Here is a 19,798-nt window from a genome sequence, read left to right as displayed (position 1 = left end):
GTTCTGCCGCCCCGATTCGTGCAAAGCGCGCGATTCGAAAGCCGGCAGGGTGCTCACTTCGGCGCCATGCGGATCGCGCCGTCGAGGCGGATCGTCTCGCCGTTGAGGTAGCCGTTCTCGACGATCTGGCGCACGAGCGATGCGTACTCGTCGGGCCGGCCGAGGCGGGAGGGGTACGGCACCTGGGTGCCGAGCGAGTCCTGCGCCTCCTGCGGCAGACCCATCAGCATCGGGGTCTCCATGATGCCGGGGGCGATCGTGCACACGCGGATGCCGTAGCGGGCGAGCTCGCGCGCGACGGGGAGGGTCATGGCGTGGACGCCGCCCTTCGACGCCGAGTAGGCGGGCTGCCCGATCTGGCCGTCGAACGCGGCGACGCTCGCGGTGTTCACGATCACGCCGCGGTCACCGCCCTCGACGGGGTCGTTCTTCGCGATGACGGCTGCGGCCTGGGACAGCACGTTGAACGTGCCGACGAGGTTGATGCGCACGATGCGTTCGAAGTCGGCGAGCACGGCCGGATTGCCCTCGCGGTCGAGCACCTTGGCCGGGGGCGCGATGCCCGCGCAGTTCACGACGATGCGCAGTGCGGCGGCGTCCTGTGCGACGCGGGCGGCGGCTGCGGCATCCTCGGCGTTCGTCACGTCGCCGGGGCTGAAGACTCCGCCGAGCTCCTCGGCGATCTCGGCACCCGACGACGACGGGAGGTCGAGGATCGTGACCACGGCCCCGTCGGCGGCGAGCGCCCGCGCGGTGGCGAGGCCGAGGCCTGATGCGCCGCCGGTGACGAGAGCGCTGGATCCCTGGATCTGCATGCGGTTCCCCTTCGAACGTGTGCGACTCGGTCTCAGCCTAACTGATTCCCGGTGTCATCCTGATCGCGGCGTCGCGCCGTCGATCGCTCCGAGCCTACGACACCCGGCGCGGCGGATCCGAGCCTCGGACGCAGACGCGAGGATGGACGCATGAGCATCCCCGAGGCGGCGCTGCCGGTGCCCGAGATCGTCCGCTCACTCGCCGTCGGTGCCGCGCTCACCCCCGTGTGGCGGAACTCCCTCGGGGGTGTGACCTTCCGCACGGACGACGGCCGGTACATCAAGTGGGGCCCGCATGACGCTGAGGCGAACATGCGCGACGAGGCGGAGCGGATGCGGTGGGCTCGGCGCTGGACGACGGTTCCCGAGGTCCTGGACCAGGGACAGGATGCCGCGCACGAGTGGCTCGTGACGACGGCGCTTCCGGGGCGCAGCGCGGTCGACCCGCGATGGATCGCCGATCCGGAGACAGCGGTGCGGGCCGTGGGCCGCGGCCTCCGAGAGCTGCACGACGCCCTGCCGGTCGCAGAGTGCCCGTGGTCGTGGGACCCGGCGTCGCGCATCGCGAATGCGGCGGTGCGCGGCATCCGGGTTCCCGACGACCTCCGCACTCCCCCGCCCGTCGACGTGCTCGTGGTCTGTCACGGCGACGCCTGCGTGCCGAACACCCTCCTCGACGACGACGGCCATGCGCTCGGACACGTCGACCTCGCGGCGCTCGGCGTCGCCGACCGCTGGGCCGACATCGCGGTCGCCTCCATGAGCACCGAGTGGAACTTCGGCCCCGGGTGGGAGGACGCGCTCATCGAGGCGTACGGCGTCGCACCCGACCGGGTGCGAATCGACTACTACCGGCGGCTCTGGAACGAGACCTGAGCCGCCGGCAGCGGTGGGGCGGTATGTCAGGCCGGGGCGCCCTCGGCGGCATCCGTGCTGTCCGACGAGCCGGACTCGTCGTGCAGCACGACCCGGATCTCCGAGATGCGTCGGCGGTCCACCGCGGTCACCCGGATCGTCGCGCCGGGCACCTCGACCGCGTCGCCCACCACCGCGAGGCGGCCGAGCATCTCGGTCACGAAGCCCGCGACCGTGTCCGACGCCCCGCGCGGCAGTGCGATCCCGGTGATCTCGGCGAAGTCGCCGAGATTCAGCCGGCCGTCGAGCGACCCGCCGGCGGCGGGGATGCGGTCCTCGGTGTCGTACTCGTCGAAGATCTCGCCGACGACCTCCTCCACGAGGTCCTCGAGAGTGACGATGCCGTCGGTGCCGCCGTACTCGTCGACGACGACGGCGATGTGGTGGCCGGCCGCACGCAGCCGGGTGAGCGTCGGCAGCACCCGCGCGGTCGACGGCAGGTACTCGACGGGACGCGCGAGGTTCTGCACGGTGCGTGACGGATCGGCCACCGCGACCTCGAACAGGTCGCGCACGTGCACGAAGCCCACGATGTCGTCGATCGAGGCGTCGACCACCGGGTACCGGGAGAACGGCAGCTCCGTGACCTGGGCCATCGACTCGGCGATGGTCGCGGTGCCGTCGAGGGCGACGACCTCGGGCCTCGGGCGCATGACCTCGCTGACCTGGCGGTCGCGCAGCGACAGCACGTCGTCGAGGATGCGGCGTTCGTCATCGGGGAGGCTCTGGTGCGTCGCGACGATGTCGCGCAGCTCCTCCTCGCTCAGCTCGTCCGCGGTCTTGTGCGGATCGCCGCCGAGCAGGCGCACGAGCGCGTTGGTCGAGACAGAGAGCAGCCAGATCACCGGGCGCATCACGGTCGCGAAGCCGTCGAGCACGGGGGCCACGGCGTAAGCGAACTGCGCGTTGCGCTGGATCGCCAGACGCTTGGGCACGAGCTCACCGAGCACGAGCGACAGGTACGCGATCAGCAGGGTCAGGATGACGGTCGCGAGCGTGAACGACAGCTGCTCGTCGAGGCCGAGCGACTGCAGGAGCGGCGCGACCGACGGGGCGATCGAGGTCGCGCCGTAGGCGGCCGACGCGAAGCCGGCCACGGTGACGCCGATCTGCACGGCCGAGAGGAACGTGTTCGGGTTGCGGGCGAGGCCCGCGACCTTCGCGCCGCGGCGCCCGCGGGCGGCGATCGCGTTGATCTGGCTCTCGCGCAGCGTCACCAGCGCCATCTCCGTCGCGGCGAAGACGCCGCCGACGAGCACGAAGACGAGGACGAGAGCGATGTTCCACAGCAGGTCGCCCATCATCGGGTCGCCTCCTGCGGCGAGGTGGTGCCCGAGGTCATTCGGGCGCCGGGTCTGTCAGGGTCTGCGGACGCGTCGGAGCGGCGCGACTGGTTCACGAGGGGTCCTTGCCTGTGCGAGGGGCGGTGTCGGCGGGAGTGCCTGCGGAGGAGTCGAGGGCGGCGCGACGGTCGTCGCGACGGGTCTTGGCGAGGCTCGCGACGGTGGCGACGGCGATCGTCGCGCCGATGAAGACGAGCGAGAACCAGATCGGGATCTCGGGGGCCCACAGGATCGGCTCGCCGCCGTTGATGAACGGCAGCTCGTTGACGTGCATCGCGTGGAGCACGAGCTTGACGCCGATGAAGGCGAGGATGACGGCGAGACCCTGCGCGAGATACACCAGGCGCTCGAGCAGACCGCCGATCAGGAAGTACAGCTGGCGCAGACCCATGAGAGCGAAGGCGTTGGCCGTGAAGACGATGTACGCCTCCTCCGTCAGACCGTAGATCGCGGGGATCGAGTCGACGGCGAAGATGAGGTCGACGAAGCCGATCGCGATGATGACGAGGAACATCGGCGTCACGAAGCGACGACCCGCCTTGACGACCGTGAGACGGTCGCCGTCGTACTCGTCGCTCACGGGGAGGATGCGGCGCACGAAGCGCATGAAGCGGCCGTCGGCGGGGTTGTGGTCGCCGCTCACGAACGCCTGACGGTACGCGAGCACGAGCAGCAGGGCGCCGAACAGGTAGAAGATCCAGGAGAAGTTCTCGATCAGCGTCGCACCCACGGCGATGAACGCGCCGCGCATGATGAGCGCGATCACGATGCCGATCATCAGCACCTTCTGCTGATAGATCTTCGGCACCGCGAAGCCGGCCATCACGATGAGGAACACGAAGAGGTTGTCGATCGACAGCGCCTTCTCGGTGAGGTAGCCCGCGAAGTACTCGCCGCCGAACTCCCACCCCGAGACCATGCCGATGCCGACGCCGAACAGCAGCGCGAGGCCGATGTAGAAGGCCGACCAGCGGGCGGACTCGCCGACCGTGGGCTCGTGCGGCTTGCGGACGTGCGCGAAGAACTCGTACACGAAGAAGGCGATCGTGACGAGGATCGTGATGATCCAGACGAGGGGGGTGATATTCACAGGGGTCTCCGAGAGATGGCGCGACAGGGTCTACGCCAAGGTCTTCTCCATCCTCGAACGAGGACCGGGGACCCGGGATGCAGGGACATCCGTAATGACGAGCCGCCCGTGGCGGAGTACTCCCCTTGGGTTATGACGATGGTAGCGAACCGTCGGTCGCGCTCGCTATGAGAAAGCTGAATATCAGGATGTCGGGCGCGACGGAAGCGCCGCCGGTCAGGCCGTCGGGCCGAGGATGAAGTTCCATGCGCCGGTGAGGACGGCGACGCCGATCGCGACCACGGGGATGATCGCCGCCACGAGGACGAGCGCGGTGTCGCGTCGGTCCCACCGCGACGGGCGCGCCCAGGAGCGTGCGCCCGTACCGCCGAACCCTCGCGCCTCCATCGCCGTGGCGAGCGACGAACCGCGCCGGATCGCCAGCACGAAGAGCGCGAACGCCATGCCGAACGCTCGGCGCACCCGGCCCTCGTCCGCAACGCCGCGAGCACGCCGCGCGAGCGCGAGCGCTCGCCAGTCGTCGGCGAGCAGCCCCAGCATCCGCATCCCGGCGAGCGCGCCGACGACGAACCGGGCGGGGAGACGCAGTCGTTGCGCGAGATCGTCGGCCAGGTCGGTCGGGTCGACCGTGACGAAGAGCACGACTGCCGGGAGGCCGATCGCGAGCACGCGCACCGCGGTCGCGGCGGCGAGCGCGAGCGACCCGTCGCTCACCCGCATCACGAGCCACTCGACGTGCACGGTGCCGCTCGTCGCCCCGTACAGGGCGATCGTCACCGCGCTGAGCGGCGCGGCGATCCACAGCACGGCGGTACGGAGCCAGAACTCCCGGGCCCGTAGCCCGCCGAGCAGCAGCAGCGGGATCTCGAGCAGCAGGGCGACGGATGCCGAGACGACATCGATCGTCAGCACGAGCGGCAGCGCGATGAGCAGCGCGGCGGCGAGCTTGGCGAGCGCGGACCGCGGCGCGATGGGACCGGTTCGCTCGACACGGGCGGTCAGCGGGTCGATCATCGCCCGAACTCGATCCGCCGAGCGTGCAGGGCGCCGAGCACGGCCTCGTCGTGACTGATCGCGACGATCGCGGTGCCCTCGTCGCGGAGAGCGGCGATCAGGCCCACCAACTCGGCCCACGTCACGGCATCCTGTCCGAAGGTGGGCTCGTCGAGCACGAGCATCCGCGGGCGTGTGGCGATCGCGGCCGCCACCGTCAGCCGTCGCTTCTCGCCGCCGGACAGCGTGTAGGGGTTGGCGTCGGCGAGGCTGCGGAGCCGCAGCCGGTCGAGGAGGTCGTCGGTGCGGACCGCGATCTCGTCCGATGGGAGCCGCAGGGCGCGCGGCCCGACCGCGAGCTCCTCGCGCACGGTCTTGGCGAGCAGCTGATGCTCTGGCGTCTGCAGCACCGTCGCGATGCGCGTCAGCAGCGCCCGCGACGACCACCGGAGCGGATCGGGCGTCTCGCCGTCTGCGAGCGTCGGCGTCGCCCGCACGACGCCCGCTTCGGCGGGGATCAGTCCGGCAAGGGTCAGGCCGAGGGTCGACTTGCCCGCGCCGTTCGATCCGGTGACGCCCAGCACCTCGCCCGCACGCACGGCGAGGTCGAAGGGGCCCGCCACCGCGATCCCTCGACGGCGCGACACCTGCAGGGCATGGGTCTCGACGAGCGGCTCGCCGGGCGCGGAGAGGGGCTCGGGCGGCAGCGCGGGCGGATGGCCGGGAACCCAGACGCCGGATGCCGCGAGCTCGGCGCCCCGCTCCCCCAGCACGACTTCGGGACCGCCGTCGGCCAGCACGACCGTGCCGTCGTCGCCCGCGCCGAGCACGATCACCCTGGTCACGAGGGGAAGCCAGACGTCGATGCGATGCTCGATGACCACGAGCGTCGCGCCGGTGCGATCGAGCGCTGCGCCGACGGCATCCCGCACCTCGTCCACACCCGCCGGGTCGAGGTTCGCGGTCGGCTCGTCCAGGAGGATCGCGCCGGGGCGCATCGCGAGTACGCCGGCCAGCGCGAGGCGCTGCTTCTGTCCGCCGGACAGTGCCGCCGTCGAGCGGTCGAGCGCGACGTCGAGCTGCACGGCATCCAGCGCCTCGCGCACGCGGGCCCGGATCTCGTCCCTCGGGACGCCGAGATTCTCGCAGCCGAACGCGACGTCGTCGCCGACCCGCGCCAGGATCGTCTGCGTGTCGGGGTCCTGCAGCACCATGCCGACGCGCCCGCGCGCATCCACAGGGGCCTGCCGGTCGACGAGGAGCTGCCCGAGGGTCTCGCCCTCATCGGCTCCGCCGAGCACGCCGCCGAATCCCTGCAGCAGCGTGGACTTGCCCGAGCCTGAGGCGCCGAGCAGCAGCACGCGCTCTCCCGGCTCGATGCGCAGCTCGACGTCGCGGACCGCCCACCGACGGCGCGTGGCGTACCGCCACCCCCAGCCGCGCGCCTCGAGCGCGGCGGGCTGCACGGCGGCGGTCACACTCGTGCGGTGACCTCGCGGCCGGCGGCGAACCGGCCAAGTGCTCCCGTGGCGGCCAGCCCGCGTGCGATCAGCCAGCCGCCGAGACCGGCGATGACCGCGCCCGAGATCGTCGTCGACACGATGTACACGACCGTGAACAGGGTGTCTGCGCCGGCGTACCAGAGGATGCGGTCGTTGATGCCGCAGGCGAGGCCGGCGCCGGCCCCCGCGAGCATCGCGACCGGCAGCCGCCAGACGCCGTAGAGGAAGACGAGGAGGATCAGCTCGGCACCCAGACCCTGCACGATGCCGGAGACGATCGTGAGCGGGCCCCACGCGTTGCCGACCAGGGCGGAGATGACCGCCGCGACGAGCTCGGTGTAGAGCGCGGCGCCCGGCTTGCGGATGATGAGCCCGCCGAGGACGCCGGCGATCAGCCACGGACCGGCGAGGAGGCCCTGCACGCCCGGCAGGAGCGGCTTCAGGAGGCTGCTGGGGACCTCGTATCCGACGTTCCACAGCAGGAAGATCAGCGCGCAGGCGACGGCGATGACGCTGGCGACGACGATGTCGACGACCCGCCAGCGCCAGAGGCCGCGACGGCCGAGTCCCTTCGCGGATGCGGTGGCGGCGGCGGATCCGGTGGTGGATCCGGACGTGGATGTGCTCATTGAATGCTCCTCCCTGCGCTGGCATGACCCAGATCAGGTTCGACGGTCGAAGCGCGATTCGCTCCCTCTCAGCCCGGCTCGCCGGACTCCCGTGGTTGTGCTGACGATCTTAGCGAGTCGGCCGACACTTGTGTCGTCTCGGTCCTGCGCACCGCGGATCTCGTCGGTGATTCGGTTACCGTGAGGGGGGTGACCGCTCCAGACTCCGCCGAGGCCACCTCCGTCGCACCGTCCGCGACCACGAACGAGGCGACCCCGGCTCTGACGCGCCCCGCCCCGTCGGCGGATCGCGACGGTCTGGACGAGCTCGGCATGCGAGACATCGACGGAGCTCCGGAAGCGCGCTGGGCCGAGGACGGAACCGGCGCCACCGCGCTCACCTGGGTCGACGCGTCGACCGTGGAGGAGTCGACCGCGGTGCCGTCGCTCAGCGGGGATGGCGATCATGACCCGGCAAGCACGATCATGCGCGGCGCACGCCTCCGCTCCCGGGCAGCATCCGCCGGTGTGCTCGTGCCGATCGGCGTGCTCGTCGGGCTCGTCGGCACGTATGCGGGAGCCACGATGCTGTGGCCGCTGCACGAGATCCCCCCGACGGTGCAGGCCACGGAGTTCACGTCGACGGCCGCGCCGGCCGCCGGCATCCTCTGGCCCGCGCAGGGAAGCGCCGCCGTGGGAGTCGGCGGCATCAACACGACGGCGTCGACGCTGGACCCCGCCGCGATCGCGAGCGTGACGAAAGTCGTGTCGAGCCTCATGGTGCTCGACAAGATGCCGCTGCAGCCCGGCGAGCAGGGGCCCGAGTTCGCGTTCACCCGCGCCGACAACCTTTCCTACTGGCAGTACCGGCGCTCGGATCAGTCGGCGCTCGACGTGCCCGTCGGCGGCACGCTCACCGAGTACCAGCTCTTGCAGGGCACGCTCATGGGGTCGGCCAACAACTACATCGACCGGCTCGCGCGCGAGATCTGGGGGTCGGAGGCTGCCTTCGCTTCTGCCGCGCAGGTGTGGCTCCGCGACCGGGGCCTCGAGGGCATCACCGTGGTGACCCCCTCGGGCTTCGATGCTCGAAACACGGCGACTCCCGAGGCGCTCGTCGCCCTCGCGGAGCGCGCCATGCAGAACCCCGTGTTCGCGAGCATCGTCGGCACGACGTCGGTCGACCTGCCCGGCGCGGGGACCGTCGTGAACACGAACGGGATGCTGGCGGACGCCGGCGTCGTCGGTGTGAAGACGGGGACCCTCGGAGACAGCTGGAACCTGCTGACGGCCAAGGACATCACGGTCGACGACACGACGGTGCACATGTACGCCGCCGTGCTCGGACAGGCCGACGACGAGCAGCGACTTTCGGAGACGCGGGCGCTGTTCTCCCAGGTCGAGGCCGCCCTCACCGCCCAGGAGCCGGCAGTGCCGAAAGGGACGGTCGTCGGCACCGTCACGACGCTGTGGGGCACGACGATCGACATCGTCACCGCTGCGGACTCCGACGTGGTGCTGTGGAACGGCGCCGGAGCGCAGAGCACCCCCACGTTCGATTTCGGCGATCACCGCGACGACGGCGACGAGGTCGGGACGCTGCTGGTCGTGGGCCCTCTCGACTCGGTCGTCACGCCACTCGCCCTCGACGCCGACGTCGAGGGGCCGGATCCCTGGTGGCGGCTCACGCACCCCTTCGAGCTGTTCGGCATCAGCCACCTACAGCGCTGACGCCCTGCGCTCAGCTCTTACTGGGCACCTGCTGCGGGAATCTCGCGCGAATTGCGACATCAGGTGCCAACTCGACGCGGGCCGTCGTCCGGTGCCCGCACACGCGAGAGCGCCGCGTCCCGGAGGGGACGCGGCGCTCTCGCGTGCGGACTCAGGCCTGGGACTCGCCGTCCGGCCGCTCGACGACCGCCTTGGCGGCAGCGGCCTCGGACAGAGGCTGCTGCGCACCGACGGTCGCGCCCACCTGCGCTGCCATGACCTCTTCCGCCTCGCCGCTGACCACGACCGGCGTCGAGCCCGTGAGAGCGTCCTCGGCGTCGATGTCTGTCGCGGCCTGCTCGAACTGCGACTGGTAGAGACGCCAGTATGCGCCCTGCGCCGCGATCAGCTCGTCGTGCGTTCCCTTCTCGACGATGTCGCCGTGCTCCATCACGAGGATGAGGTCAGCGTCACGGATGGTCGACAGACGGTGGGCGATCACGAACGACGTTCGACCCTGACGCAGCGCCGCCATCGCGTTCTGCAGCAGCAGCTCGGTGCGGGTGTCGACCGCCGACGTGGCCTCGTCGAGGATGAGGATGGACGGCTGGGCGACGAATGCCCGCGCGATCGTGATGAGCTGACGCTCACCTGCCGAGACGTTCGAGGCGTCCTCGTCGAGCACGGTGTCGTAGCCCTCGGGAAGAGCGTGGACGAACCGGTCGACGTAGGTCGCCTTCGCGGCGTCCAGCACTTCCTGGTCGGTCGCCGTGGAGCGTCCGTACCGGATGTTCTCGCGGATCGTGCCGGCGAACAGCCACGGGTCCTGGAGCACCATGCCGGTGCGCGACCGCAGTTCGTCGCGGGTGATCTCCGAGATGTCCTGGCCGTCGAGCGTGATCCGCCCCCCGCTGAGCTCGTAGAACCGCATGATGAGGTTCACGAGCGTGGTCTTCCCGGCACCGGTCGGACCGACGATCGCGACGGTCTGCCCCGGTTCGACGCGGAAGGACAGGTCGGTGATGAGCGGTCGCTCCGGCGTGTAGGAGAACTGCACGTTCTCGAACTCGATGACGCCCTTGCCCTCCTGGAACGGCGGCGCGTCCTGCGCGTCCGCCTCCTGCTCGTCGGCGTCGAGCAGCTCGAACACCCGCTCGGCAGACGCCGTGCCGGACTGCACGACGGCCGCCATGCCTCCGAGCTCGGAGAGCGGCTGCGTGAACTGCTGCGAGTACTGGATGAACGCCTGCACGTCGCCGATGCGGAGCTGACCGCTGGCGACCATCAGACCACCGAGCACCGCGATGCCGACGTACGTGAGGCTGCCGACGAAGGTCATCGCCGGCATGATGATGCCCGAGAGGAACTGCGCCTTGAAGCTCGCCTGGAAGAGCTCCTCGTTCTCGTCCTTGAACTTCTGCAGCGCGTCCTGCTCGCGGCCGAAGACCTTGACGAGTGCGTGACCCGAGAACGACTCCTCGACGCGGGCGTTGAGGCGGCCGACCTTGCGCCACTGCGTGCCGAAGGCCTTCTGCGAACGGGGCCCGATGACGCCGAAGATCACTCCCATGAGCGGCAGCGCCACGAGAGCGACGAGAGCCAGCTGCCAGGAGATCGAGAACATCAGCACGAGCACGCCGACCACGGTCAGGACCGCGGTGAGCGCACCCGACAGCGACTGCTGCATCGTCTGCGTGATGTTGTCGATGTCGTTGGTCACTCGCGAGATCAGATCGCCGCGCTGCACCTTGTCGAAGTACGACAGCGGCAGACGGTTGATCTTCGCCTCGACCCGCTCGCGCAGGCGCCACATGGTGCGGACCATGATCACGTTGATGACGTACCCCTGCACCCAGCTGAGGAACGCCGCCGCGATGTAGATCGCGAGGACCGCGGCGATGATCCATCGCAGCGCGTCGAAATCGATGCCCGCGCCGACCTGGAAGTCGTGCAGAGCCGCGACCTGGTTCGCGAAGTCGTCCTGCCCGAACGCGCGCAGCTGTTCGACGACCTCCGCCTTCGGCGTCCCCGCGGGGAAACCGGGGAAGTCGCCCTGCGGCTGCCCCAGCTGGTTGGCGATGAAGCCCGTGTAGATGAGGTTCGTCGCCTCGGCGAGCACCTTGGGTGCTGCGACCGTCAGCACGACGCCGATCGCCCCGAGGACCGACACGAAGACGAACCACACGGCCGAGGGCTTGAGCAGCCCGATCATCCGTCCGAAGCTCTTGCCGAAGTTGTCGGCCTTTCCCGGCGCGACGCTGTCCCAGCCGCCGCCGTCCTGACGGGCCTTCTCCGCGAGCTCGGCCTCGTACTTCTCCTCGTCGGTGAGTTCGCGCTCCACCACCGGAGCGACCGACGCGGCGCCGCGTTGACGACGCGTCCTCTGTGGCTTCTGGTCGCTCATGCGTCCACCCCCAGCTGCGACTCGACGATCTCGCGATACGTGTCGCTCGTCTCGAGAAGCTCCTCGTGCGTGCCGACGCCCACCATGGTTCCCCCTTCGAGGACCACGATGCGGTCGGCGTCGGTGATGGTCGATACACGCTGCGCGACGACGATCTTCGTCACGTGCGGCAGCTCACGCCACAGCGCCTGCCGCAGCCTCGCGTCCGTGGTCAGATCCAGCGCCGAGAAAGAGTCGTCGAACACGAGGATCTGCGGCTGCCGAACGATCGCCCGGGCGATGGCGAGGCGCTGCCGCTGACCGCCGGAGACGTTCGTGCCACCCTGCGAGATGCGGGACTCGAGCTTGTCGGGCATGTCCTCGACGAAGTCACGCCCCTGGGCGATCTCCAGCGCCTGCCAGAGCTCCTCGTCGGTGGCGTCCTCGCGGCCGTAGCGGAGGTTCGACGCCACGGTGCCCGTGAACAGGAACGGACGCTGCGGTACCAGACCGATCGATGCCCACAGCGACTCGACGTCCGCGTCCCGCACGTCCGTGCCACCGACGTACAGCGCACCGCCGGAGACGTCGAACAGCCGCGGGATGAGCGACACCAGGGTCGTCTTTCCTGCGCCGGTCGATCCGACGATCGCGACGGTCTCACCGGGACGCGCGCCGAAGCTGATGCCCGAGAGCACCGGGGCGTCGGCTCCCGGGTAGGTGAACGAAACGTCGTCGAACGAGACCGCACCGGGCTCGGCGAAGGCCGTGACACCGTCGTCGGGCCGCGACATGCTCGACTCGGTCTCGAGCACCTCGCCGATGCGCTCCGCCGAGACCGCGGCGCGCGGGATCATGATCGCCATGAAGCTGGCCATGATGACGCCGCCCATGATCTGACCGATGTACTGCATGAAAGCGAAGATCGTGCCGACCTGGGCCGTGCCTGCGTTGACCTCGATGCCGCCGAACCAGATCACGGCAACGACCGTCACGTTCAGGATGAGCATGAACAGCGGGAAGAGCAGCACGAACAGCGATCCGACCCTTCGGCCGACCACCATGATGTCGGTGTTGGCGCCGCGGAAACGCTCCTCCTCGATGCGCTCGCGCACGAAGGCGCGCACGACCCGCACTCCGGTCAGCTGTTCGCGCATCACGCGGTTCACGGCGTCGAGCTTGCCCTGGTAGCTGCGGAAGAGCGGGACCATCCGGCTGACGACCAGACCCGCGACGATGAGCAGCAGCGGCACCGAGACCGCGATCAGCCAGCTCAGCCCGACGTTCGTCTGAATGGCGAAGATGATGCCGCCGATCGCCAGCAGCGGGGCGGTGACGAGCATGGTGGCGCCCATCATCGCGAGCATCTGCACCTGCTGCACGTCGTTCGTGTTGCGGGTGATCAGGGAGCCGGCGCCGAACTGCGACACCTCGCGCTCGGAGAACCCGCTGACCTTGCCGAACACGTCGGAACGGATGTCGCGACCGGCACCCATGGCCGCGCGGGCCGCGAAGTAGGTGGCGATGATCGAGGCGATGATCTGGCCGAGCGACACCGCGAGCATGAACAGGCCGGTGCGCCAGATGTAGCCGGTGTCGGAGAGGGCGACGCCCTTGTTGATGATGTCTTCGTTCAGACGCGGCAGGTAGAGGGTGGCCAGGGCGCTGGCGAACTGGAAGACCAGCACGACCAGCAGCAGCCACTTATATCGGGACAGATAGCGGACGAGTATTTTTCCCAGCACAGGCGGACTTTCTAGGAAGGATGACGCGGCGGATCTCCCGGCGGGCGGACGCGGGCCGACGATCGCGCACAAGCAAGAGTGCCACGAACCGGGGACATTCGTATCCCCCTCCGGGATGACCTTCGCTCACAGCGAACCGGTCGATCCACGGCGTGGATTTGTTGCACCCCGACGAACAAGCGGTGACGCCGAGACGCGCTCAGAACAGCGCGCGCTCCGGAGTGTATGCACGCGCATCGGCCCCGGCATCCTCCGGCAGGTCCGCGATCGACGCCGGCCGCCACTTCGGGTTGCGATCCTTGTCGACGACCTGGGCCCTGATGCCCTCGACCAGGTCGGGGTGCCGCATGACGAACCACATCACCCGGCGATATTCGCCCGTAAGGGCGTCGCGCAGGGCGCTCATCGCCCGCGCCTCGCGCACGGCGTCCAGGGTGACGGCCAGTGCGGTCGGCGCGAGACCCTCGAGCAAGTCCGCCGTGGCCGCGGCATCCTGCTCCTCGCGCGCCCGCAGCCGCGCCACGATCTCGCTCACGGTGTCGGCCGAGAAGGCGTCATCGATCCACGCGCGCGAGGCCGGCACCGGCGAGGGATCGGGCGTCTCATCGAAGAGCAGCACGATCTCGGACGGGCCGGTCGGGTCGGCGCGGTAGGCGAGGGCCTCGCGCAGGGCGTCGAGCCGGTCGGAGGGGACCATGTGGTCGGCGAATCCGAGCAGCACCGCGTCCGCGGCATCCATCGTCGAACCGGTCAGACCGTAGTACTCGCCGAGTCGCCCCGGCATGCGGCCGAGCAACCACGTCCCGCCGACATCCGGCGTGAAACCGATGCGCGTCTCCGGCATCGCGAGCTTCGAGCGCTCCGTCACGATGCGGATCGCCGCGTGGCCGGAGAGGCCGATGCCGCCGCCCATCGTGATGCCGTCGGCGATCGTCACGACGGGCTTCGGGTACTCCGCGATGAGGGCGTCGAGCGCGTACTCCGCGCGGAAGAAATCCGCGGTGACATCGGTATCGCCCGCCACGATCTGCGAGTACAGGGCGCGAACGTCTCCCCCGGCGCACATCCCGCGCTCCCCTGCCCCGTCGATCATCACGATCTGCACGTCGCTGTCGTGGCGCCAGGCCTCGAGCGCCTCGGTGAGCAGGTCGATCATGCCTGGGTCGAGCGCGTTGATCGCCTCTGGGCGGTTGAGGGTGAGCCGTCCCAGCGCTCCCTCCGTGCGGACGAGGACCCGGGGCGCGGTGGTGGAATCGGTCACGCGTGCCAGGCTACCCGCTCGATCGACGCTTGCCCTTGCACCGGATCGTGCGGTAAATACGCGATCGGACGGCTTTTCCGGCAGGATAGACGGAACTGCCCATTGCAAACGAGAGGTCGCGGATGCCCGACGGACAGGTGCTCGAGTTCACGCGCGTGACGAAGCGCTTCAATGACGTGACGGCGGTGTCCGACTTCTCCGCGCGGATCGAGCCGGGAGCCGTCACGGCCTTCCTCGGCCCGAACGGCGCCGGGAAGACCACGACGCTGCGCATCCTGCTCGGCCAGGTGCGAGCCACGAGCGGCACGGCGACGATCGGCGGCGTCGCGTACTCCGAGCTGCGCCACCCGCTGCGCACGATCGGCTCCGTGCTGGAGGAGACGTCGTACCGTCCTCGGCGCAGCGCGGCCCGGCTGCTCACGATGGCCGCGAAGGCCAACGGCATCCCACTCGCCCGCGTCGGCGAAGTGCTCGCGCTCGTCGGGCTCGAGAACGAAGCGGAGGGTCGCGTGGGCAGCTTCTCCCTCGGCATGCGACAGCGTCTCAGCGTGGCCCACGCTCTGCTCGGCGACCCCGGCGCCCTCGTCTTCGACGAGCCTGCCAACGGACTCGACCCCGAGGGCATCCGCTGGATGCGCCTGCTCATGCGTCGTCTCGCCGACGAGGGGCGCACCGTGCTGGTGTCGTCGCACGTACTGAGCGAGGTCGAGCAGGTCGCCGACAACGTCCTCGTGCTCTCGAAGGGGCACCTCATGCTGTCGAGCGGCATCGAGAAGCTCGCGGATCCGTCGGCCGGCTCCGTGGTCGTCGATGCCGCCGATCGTGCGGCGCTGCGTGCGGCACTGCTCGAAGCCGGGTTCCAGATCGAGGTTCTCCGCTCGGGACTCCGCGCTCGCGGGGGTGACGCCGCCCGAGTGGGCGCGGTGGCGGCATCGGCAGGGATCGCCCTGACCACGCTCGTGCAGCGCGGTCCGACTCTGGAAGACGTCTTCATCGAACTCGTGCGCGGCGGCACGCTCGAGCCTCGCGCCGCCGTCGCGGCATCCGAGTACGTCGTCGCGGACGAGGTCACCGGCGGCGCTGGCGTGGATGCCCAGCCCGTCTCCGGCGATGTCGAGGCCGTCGCGGAGACGGATGATGAGTCGCTCGCTGTTGCGGAGACGGATGCAGGTGCGTCCACGGACGCGGACGCCGAGCCCGTCACGGAGGCCGAGCCCGCTTCTGACGTCGTCGACGAGGTGACGCCCACGAGCGCGGCACCGGAGGCCGACATCGAGGGAGGCCCTTCCTTCGACGACATCCTGTTCGGTGCCGGCTCGGCTCAGATCGAGACGGGTGCGGCGGAAGACGAGGCCGCCGACGGATCCCCGGAATCGGGCGTCGAGGTCTTCGCGGGCCTCGGCACGGCGGATGATGCGGACGACGTCGCCGCTGCCGCTGAGCCTGATGAGCAGCGCGACGACGAGTCCGACGAGCAGGTCGACGACGAGTCAGGCGAGCAGGCCGACGACGCGTCCGGCGAGCAGACGGACGATGACGCCGACCCGCGTTCGGCCGCGGTGAGCTCGATGCTCGCGGCTGCAGCGCGCGCGTACTACGAGGACGAGCCGCGCGACTATCCGCACGGCGACGCGTCCACCGCGGAGGAGCAGACCGAGACGGGCGAGCGCGATGCGCAGTGGTCCGTCGCGGCCACCGGCGTGATCGATCAGGTTCCCGCCTGGGCGCCGAGCGAAGGAATCGGGGGCGCAGGTGCGGGCGCGCAGCAGGAGGGCGTGCACGAGCACCACGAGGGCGACCACGAGCACCACGAGGGCGACCACGAGCACCACGAGGGCGACCACGAGCACCATGAGGGCGACCACGAGCACCACCACTACTGAGCAATCAGCACCCGTCTGACAGCCGAATGCCTCCCCGCCGACAGCGGGGAGGCATTCTTCTGTCTGAGGCCTCAGGCGGGACGAGGGCGGATGACCGGACGCTTGCGCGGCTTCGACACCGGCGTGGGCGCCGTGGCGACGATCTCCTCGACGTCGGCGGGTTCCTCGGAGACCGGCAGGCGCAACGCCTGCGTGAGTGAGAGGCCGTGGCGCGTCGTCAGGATCAGTCGCCGGAATTGCTCGTCTCCGTCGAGGTCGATCACGACGCTCGGACGATGGCGACGGATGAGCACGAAATCGGTGCTGCCGGCGGCCTTCCACGTTCCGGCAGCGAGGATCCCCGGGATATGCGTCCCGGGGTTCGGGACGCCGCGCAGCCAGGTCCAGGCGTCGTCGGTGAGCTGGACCTTGGTGATGGTCTCGCGCACGATCCGCAGGTTGTCACGGTGGAAGCTCGCTGCTCGTTCGATCGGCGAGAGCACGACCTCGAGTTGCGTCTGGTCCAGCAGCAACGTCACCATGCGTCCAGTCTGCCAGCGGTGCCCTGCCAGTTGTCTGCGTCTTCTTCACAGGACCGCAACGATCCGTTGTGTGCGACCGTCATATGCTCTTCGCTCCATTCCGATGTTCCGCTCAATATTCGAACAAAGATACTAAACTCGAGGCATGGCTTCCACTCCCACGATCGACCTCGACCCCTCGGGTCTGCTCGATGCGTGGCTGGAGACACGACGTCAGATCGCCGTACTCGAGGCCCAGGCCTCGCATCTGTTGGCCGAGCGCATGCGACTGATGAAGGCGGATGCCGTCGAGCAGCCGTTGCACCGCACGATGATCGAGCGCTCGATGGTCGCGGAGTACGCCGCGGCGGGGCGCATCGCGCACGGCTCGATGGACTTCGCCTTCACCGACGCCGCCTTCCTCGAGCAGGGTCAACCCCATGTCCTGGCCGCGTTCCGCGCGGGCGCGATCAGTGCTGCGCACGTGCGGGAGATCGTGCGAGCGAGCGGGATCGTCCGCGAGGCGATCAACAACGGACGAGCGGATGCCGCGGCTCTCGCCACCTTCGACACGGCCGCTCGCGTCGTGGCGGAATCGGAGACGCCGGCGCGCACCGCCGCTCACATGAAGCGCCTCGCCGCTGCGCTGGCAGGCGACACGGTGGTCGAGCGGCATGCGCGCTCGCGATCAGAGAGAACCGTGACGATGCGGCCGGTGGACGATGGGTTGGCGCTGCTCACAGTGGTGCTGCCCGAGCACCTCGCGGTCGCGATCATGGACCGGCTCACGCAGCTCGCCCGCGGAGTGGTGGCAGCGCGGCAGACGCCGGAGGCGTCCGCCTCGGAGGGCGATCAAGGCGTCGAGCCCCGCCTCGATTCGCTCGATCGGACGGCGATCTTCGCTGACGGCACGTTCACAGCCGATCCCGGGCACCTCGCGCCCTCAAGCGACGCCGACGCCGCCACCGGCACCCCCACCGCCACCTCGACCTCGGGTCATGACTTCCGGGACGACTGCGACGCCCACCCCGTCCCCGCGGACTCGCGCACGATCGACCAGGTGCGCGCCGACCTGTTGACCGACCTGCTGCTCGCAGCCGAGCCCAGCCCGGCGAACGGCCCCGGGCTCGACAACATCCGGGGGCGCATCCAGGTCACGATCGCGGCGACGACGCTCGCCGGGCTCGACGAACGACCCGCCGAGCTCGACGGATACGGACCGCTGCACCCCGACCACGCCCATGACCTCGCCGGGCGGAACCTCGGCTGGTCGCGCCTTTTCCTCGACGCGGGTGGGTTGGTCACCGAGACCGACACGTACACACCGACTGAGCCGATGCGACGTTTCCTCAGGGCGCGGGACCAGCACTGCCGCTTTCCCGGATGCAGAATGCCGGTGCACCGATGCGAAATCGATCACACCCACGACCACGCGAAGGGCGGGCGCACGGACGTCCACAATCTCGCGCACCTCTGCCGCGGGCACCATGCGCTCAAGCATCCGGATACCGCCGACGACCATCGGTGGTCGGCGCGACAGCTGCCGGACGGCACGATCGACTGGCTCAGTCCGTCGGGCCGGAGCTACCGGGATTCGCCGCGACGACGAGTGATGTTCGTGTGATGGCTCACGTCAGCGTGTCAGCCCGCCGAGCGGGCGCCCGCAGCAGCCGCGGCGGCAGCCGGAAGCGCCGCCTCGATGCGCTGCAGCTCGCCCTCGCCATGAGCGGCGGTGAGGAACCAGGCCTCGAAGACGCTCGGCGGCAGCGCGATGCCCTGCTCACGCATGCTGTGGAAGAAGGGGGCGTAGCGGAAGGACTCCTGCGCCTGCGCCTGGGCGTAGTCCCGCGGGGCGCCGTCGCGGAACGATGCGCTGAAGAGGCTTCCAGCGTGGGCGATCGCGTGCGTCACACCCGCGTCCGTCAGTGCCGCATCGAGCGCGCGGGCGACGCGCGTCGAGGCAGCATCGACCCTCGCGTACACCTCGGGCGTCGCGAGCCGCAGCGTGGCGAGGCCTGCCGCCACCGACAGCGGATTCCCCGAGAGCGTGCCGGCCTGGTAGACCGGACCGACCGGGGCGAGCATGTCCATGACGTCGGCTCGTCCACCGAGCGCGGCGAGCGGCATTCCGCCGCCGACGACCTTGCCGAACGTGATGATGTCGGGGCGGTAGTCCTCACCCGCCTCGGCCTGGAGACCCCAGTACCCCGCCGGGTGCACACGGAATCCGGTGAGCACCTCGTCGAGGATCAGCAGCGCGCCGTGCTGGTGCACGATCTCGGCGAGGAAGCGGTTGAACCCCGGTTCCGGCGTCACGACTCCCATGTTCGCGGCGGCAGCCTCCACGATGACGGCCGCGATGCGGTCGCCGTGCTCGGCGAAGACCGCTTCCAGCGCCGCGCGGTCGTTGTAGTCGATGACGAGCGTCTGCGCCGCGATCGGCGCAGGCACGCCGGCGGAACCCGGCAGCGCGAGCGTAGCGACGCCCGAACCCGCGGCGGCGAGCAGCCCGTCGGAGTGTCCGTGATAGTGACCGGCGAACTTCACGAGCAGGTCGCGGCCCGTCGCCCCTCGCGCGAGCCGGATCGCCGTCATCGTCGCCTCGGTGCCGGTCGACACCAGGCGCACGCGCTCGACGGGCGCTGCGTCACCCACCCGCACACGACCCGTGATCAACTCAGCGAGCTCGATCTCTCCTTCGGTGGGGGCACCGAACGACAGTCCGCGGGCAGCAGCCTCCTGCACGGCGGCGACGACCTCGGGGTGGGCGTGCCCGAGCAGCGCGGGACCCCACGACGCCACCAGATCGACATACTCGACGCCGGCCGCATCCGTCACGAGAGCGCCGCGCGCCGACGCGAGGAACCGCGGCGTTCCGCCGACCGAACCGTAGGCCCGCACCGGCGAGTTCACGCCACCGGGGATCACCGCACGGGCAGCGGAGAACAGGTCGTCATTGCGGTCGGTCACAGCACACTCCTCAGACGTCGCACGGCAGGCACCGGCATCATCCAGGCTAGCCCGCGTGCCTGGGCATCGGGCTCAGGTGC

Annotated in this window: 15 protein-coding genes and 1 riboswitch; of the genes, 4 read left to right on the top strand and 11 right to left on the bottom strand. The window is 70.0% G+C overall.

Annotation, left to right across the window (positions count from 1 at the left end; all coding sequences use genetic code 11):
- Positions 1–53: 53 nt before the first annotated feature.
- The gene (locus RAC81_RS12290) at positions 54–815 is read right to left on the bottom strand and encodes an SDR family NAD(P)-dependent oxidoreductase (RefSeq protein WP_375082613.1); all 762 of its coding nucleotides are present in this window, start codon (positions 813–815) and stop codon (positions 54–56) included.
- 150 nt (positions 816–965) lie between these two features.
- On the opposite strand from RAC81_RS12290, the gene RAC81_RS12285 reads away from it, so the two are divergent.
- Positions 966–1,691, top strand: coding sequence for a phosphotransferase (locus RAC81_RS12285; protein ID WP_375082612.1), 726 nt, complete (start codon positions 966–968; stop codon positions 1,689–1,691).
- Positions 1,692–1,717: 26 nt separating this feature from the next.
- Here RAC81_RS12285 and RAC81_RS12280 read toward each other — a convergent pair whose 3' ends face one another.
- The 5 genes from RAC81_RS12280 to RAC81_RS12260 form a co-directional block, all read right to left on the bottom strand.
- Positions 1,718–3,034: a hemolysin family protein gene (locus tag RAC81_RS12280; RefSeq protein WP_375082611.1), complete on the bottom strand. Its 1,317-nt coding sequence runs from the start codon at positions 3,032–3,034 to the stop codon at positions 1,718–1,720.
- A gap of 91 nt (positions 3,035–3,125) precedes the next feature.
- Positions 3,126–4,163, bottom strand: coding sequence for a TerC family protein (locus RAC81_RS12275; protein WP_375082610.1), 1,038 nt, complete (start codon positions 4,161–4,163; stop codon positions 3,126–3,128).
- A gap of 216 nt (positions 4,164–4,379) precedes the next feature.
- Positions 4,380–5,177: an energy-coupling factor transporter transmembrane component T family protein gene (locus RAC81_RS12270; RefSeq protein ID WP_375082609.1), complete on the bottom strand. Its 798-nt coding sequence runs from the start codon at positions 5,175–5,177 to the stop codon at positions 4,380–4,382.
- Positions 5,174–6,634 carry an ABC transporter ATP-binding protein gene (locus tag RAC81_RS12265; protein WP_375082608.1) on the bottom strand — a complete coding sequence of 487 codons (1,461 nt, stop codon included), beginning with the start codon at positions 6,632–6,634 and terminating at the stop codon, positions 5,174–5,176. Before RAC81_RS12265 ends, RAC81_RS12270 begins: the two co-directional genes overlap by 4 nt.
- Positions 6,631–7,287 carry an ECF transporter S component gene (locus tag RAC81_RS12260; RefSeq protein WP_375082607.1) on the bottom strand — a complete coding sequence of 219 codons (657 nt, stop codon included), beginning with the start codon at positions 7,285–7,287 and terminating at the stop codon, positions 6,631–6,633. The genes RAC81_RS12265 and RAC81_RS12260 overlap by 4 nt, the downstream gene beginning before the upstream one ends.
- A riboswitch (TPP riboswitch) is annotated at positions 7,281–7,390 on the bottom strand. (Overlaps the previous gene by 7 nt.)
- An 86-nt stretch (positions 7,391–7,476) precedes the next feature.
- On the opposite strand from RAC81_RS12260, the gene RAC81_RS12255 reads away from it, so the two are divergent.
- On the top strand, positions 7,477–8,997 hold the full coding sequence (locus RAC81_RS12255; RefSeq protein ID WP_375082606.1) for a D-alanyl-D-alanine carboxypeptidase family protein: 1,521 nt from the start codon (positions 7,477–7,479) through the stop codon (positions 8,995–8,997).
- Between the two features lie 151 nt (positions 8,998–9,148).
- Here RAC81_RS12255 and RAC81_RS12250 read toward each other — a convergent pair whose 3' ends face one another.
- From RAC81_RS12250 to RAC81_RS12240, 3 genes are all read right to left on the bottom strand, one after another.
- Complete coding sequence (locus RAC81_RS12250; RefSeq protein WP_375082605.1) at positions 9,149–11,380, bottom strand: ABC transporter ATP-binding protein; 2,232 nt, start codon at positions 11,378–11,380, stop codon at positions 9,149–9,151.
- On the bottom strand, positions 11,377–13,104 hold the full coding sequence (locus tag RAC81_RS12245; protein WP_375082604.1) for an ABC transporter ATP-binding protein: 1,728 nt from the start codon (positions 13,102–13,104) through the stop codon (positions 11,377–11,379). Before RAC81_RS12245 ends, RAC81_RS12250 begins: the two co-directional genes overlap by 4 nt.
- Positions 13,105–13,303: 199 nt before the next feature.
- The gene (locus RAC81_RS12240; RefSeq protein ID WP_375082603.1) at positions 13,304–14,365 is read right to left on the bottom strand and encodes an enoyl-CoA hydratase/isomerase family protein; all 1,062 of its coding nucleotides are present in this window, start codon (positions 14,363–14,365) and stop codon (positions 13,304–13,306) included.
- Positions 14,366–14,487: 122 nt separating this feature from the next.
- On the opposite strand from RAC81_RS12240, the gene RAC81_RS12235 reads away from it, so the two are divergent.
- A complete protein-coding gene (locus RAC81_RS12235) occupies positions 14,488–16,248 on the top strand; it encodes an ATP-binding cassette domain-containing protein (RefSeq protein WP_375082602.1) in 1,761 nt (586 codons plus the stop codon).
- 71 nt (positions 16,249–16,319) lie between these two features.
- Here RAC81_RS12235 and RAC81_RS12230 read toward each other — a convergent pair whose 3' ends face one another.
- Entirely contained in the window at positions 16,320–16,769 is a 450-nt protein-coding gene (locus RAC81_RS12230; RefSeq protein ID WP_251588531.1) for a hypothetical protein, read from the bottom strand.
- 145 nt (positions 16,770–16,914) lie between these two features.
- On the opposite strand from RAC81_RS12230, the gene RAC81_RS12225 reads away from it, so the two are divergent.
- Positions 16,915–18,372, top strand: coding sequence for a DUF222 domain-containing protein (locus RAC81_RS12225; protein WP_375082601.1), 1,458 nt, complete (start codon positions 16,915–16,917; stop codon positions 18,370–18,372).
- 17 nt (positions 18,373–18,389) lie between these two features.
- Here the strand turns inward: RAC81_RS12225 and RAC81_RS12220 are convergent, their stop codons facing one another.
- Positions 18,390–19,718, bottom strand: coding sequence for a glutamate-1-semialdehyde 2,1-aminomutase (locus RAC81_RS12220; protein ID WP_375082600.1), 1,329 nt, complete (start codon positions 19,716–19,718; stop codon positions 18,390–18,392).
- Positions 19,719–19,798: the final 80 nt, after the last annotated feature.

This window comes from Microbacterium sp. CR_7 (assembly GCF_041954755.1).
In the GTDB taxonomy this organism is placed as follows: Bacteria; Actinomycetota; Actinomycetes; order Actinomycetales; family Microbacteriaceae; genus Microbacterium.
The sequence above is the reverse complement of the archived record's forward strand: the minus strand, read 5'-3'. Positions and strand labels throughout refer to the sequence as shown.